A 2,024-nucleotide genomic window follows, 5' to 3' on the forward strand; every position below is an offset into this window, starting at 1 on the left:
AAAACAAAAAAGCATACGAAGCAATAAAAGAACCTGCCTGACAAGCATACAAAGCAATAAAAGAACCTGCCTTACAAGCATACAAAGAAATAAAAGAACCTGCTTGAAAAGCATATGAAGCAAAGGAAATAGACATCATTAGTAAATATAAAAAACTAATCAAAGTTGCAAAGGAGTAATAATGACCCAACAACAAATTAAACAAATTGAAGAATTGACGAGTTTTGATTTTAAAAGTATAAATGAGGTTGAAGCAAAATTTATTGACCCTGAAACGCAAGACAAATTAGTAATTATGTTCGGCTACTTTAAATTAATATGGATTAAGTCAAATTACATTTTTGTTATGCCAATGGAATGACTTATTGAAATTCCTAAAATTATGGGGTGGGTGTAATGGAAATTCAATTCAAAGAGAAGTTTCTTGAAAAGCAGACACTACACAAGACAAATGACGCCAAGACGCTAATTAAACTGATTAGAAACAATGATTTACTAACCGGTGGAGAAATGGCATTCTACTTGGCAAAAATGCCCCAAGAAATTCGTAAAACGATTCAATATATTCGTGAGAATTCAAGCAAACTGCTAAAACCTAATGAATTTCTTATTGCCTATAATCGTGGTTATGAAATCACAACCGACAAAAAGAAAATCAAGGCGTGAGCGGACAAGCACCACAAAAAGGCCGTATCAGGTCTTAAACAAGTAAACGAGGCGTGAAATGCTATACAAGCAAGAAAATAACCTACACTTGGAAATCAAGGAAGTAGACAAGGTAAGCGGAGGCAATAGGGGCGTATTCCTACAACCAGACGCAGAAGCGAACATACCAAATGCTACAATACTGATTCTAAGGTCATTAGGCAAACAAGAGAAATGCCAAGTCCTCTTACACGAACTGACTCACTACGCACAATATGTCAATGAGATAGTTGATAGGGGACACAACCCGATAAACGAATACGAGCAAGTTGCTTTCTACATCGAAAAATACCTGCCCTATGAATTGTTTATATCTCTTGTCAAGCACATAGACGAGATAGGTCAATTACCGGTCTAACCGGTTTTTGTCCTATAATGAGTATATATGCTCTACTCAACAACTGAACTTAAAGAACTGATTAAAACTTACTTTGAAAACGAGAAAGAACCTACCCCAAGGCATTTTAGGGCAATAGGTCTTAAATTAAGTAAGCAAGATGTAAGTAATCTCAAAACAAGAAACAAAGAACAGTGAGACCTTATAAAATCGGCCGAGGACTTGATACTCGCACACTTGGAAAAAAAGTTTACTTATGGCGGAAAAGAATACTACAACTGCTGATTAACTTTAAGGGCATACGACAAAGAGCAATACATTCCAGAACTCAACCAAGAGAACAAAGAAACTCAAACATTAGTCTTTGAGAACAACAACACAAGCGGAAAGAAATTAACGATAGGAGCAACAAATGAACCAAGTAAAGATTCAACCGATAATTAGTGCTTACTCATACTTCAACGATTTACACACAATTTGTATCAATGCCATTAAAGCACCGGCCGTGTTAAGTCAACCACTCAATGAAATCATAATTGGTCTAATCGGTTCTCGTCTAAGTGGCAAGACAATACAAGTCCTAAGAAGTTGATGTATTGAGTTTCTGCTAAAATGTAAGCAAGAGAACATAGTTGCCAATGTCAACATCATAAGGTATGAACCGCAAGGGGCGAAAGAAACCTTTGGGGAATTGCTATCGGCCGTGGAAGACATATATGGACTTGAACTTAAAAGGCAAGATGTCAACCTAACTGATAAGACAATGAAAATCGGTAACTCACTCATTCGTAGTTTCGGTATAATGTCAAATAGGAAAAAGGGACAAGCAAAATTAGGTATCGCAAGACGTGGTGCTAAGAAAGACATCGAGATAAACATCTTTGAGGAAATAACCGAACTACCAGAGGAAAGGTTAGTGTCAATGGTTAACCAAGCGACCGGTGGTGCTAAACTAAACATTAGAATCAAAATCGCCAACCCT

General features: G+C 36.7%; 5 protein-coding genes. All 5 read left to right on the forward strand.

The features are described from left to right. The first annotated feature begins 181 nt into the window (after nucleotides 1–181). A complete protein-coding gene (locus N1032_RS22735) occupies nucleotides 182–361 on the forward strand; it encodes a hypothetical protein (RefSeq protein ID WP_259542586.1) in 180 nt (59 codons plus the stop codon). 26 nt (nucleotides 362–387) lie between these two features. After that, nucleotides 388–666 (forward strand): hypothetical protein, encoded by a 279-nt coding sequence (locus N1032_RS22740; RefSeq protein WP_259542588.1) that lies wholly within the window; start codon nucleotides 388–390, stop codon nucleotides 664–666. Between the two features lie 58 nt (nucleotides 667–724). Continuing rightward, nucleotides 725–1,063 carry an ImmA/IrrE family metallo-endopeptidase gene (locus N1032_RS28475; RefSeq protein WP_407933070.1) on the forward strand — a complete coding sequence of 113 codons (339 nt, stop codon included), beginning with the start codon at nucleotides 725–727 and terminating at the stop codon, nucleotides 1,061–1,063. A gap of 27 nt (nucleotides 1,064–1,090) precedes the next feature. Next, nucleotides 1,091–1,240 (forward strand): hypothetical protein, encoded by a 150-nt coding sequence (locus N1032_RS22745; RefSeq protein ID WP_259542590.1) that lies wholly within the window; start codon nucleotides 1,091–1,093, stop codon nucleotides 1,238–1,240. Between the two features lie 565 nt (nucleotides 1,241–1,805). Continuing rightward, nucleotides 1,806–2,024, forward strand: a 219-nt coding sequence (locus N1032_RS22750; protein WP_259542592.1) for a hypothetical protein, incomplete at its 3' end; no start/stop codon positions are given.

It is taken from the genome of Herbiconiux daphne (genome assembly GCF_024979295.1).
In the GTDB taxonomy this organism is placed as follows: domain Bacteria; phylum Actinomycetota; class Actinomycetes; order Actinomycetales; family Microbacteriaceae; genus Herbiconiux; species Herbiconiux daphnes.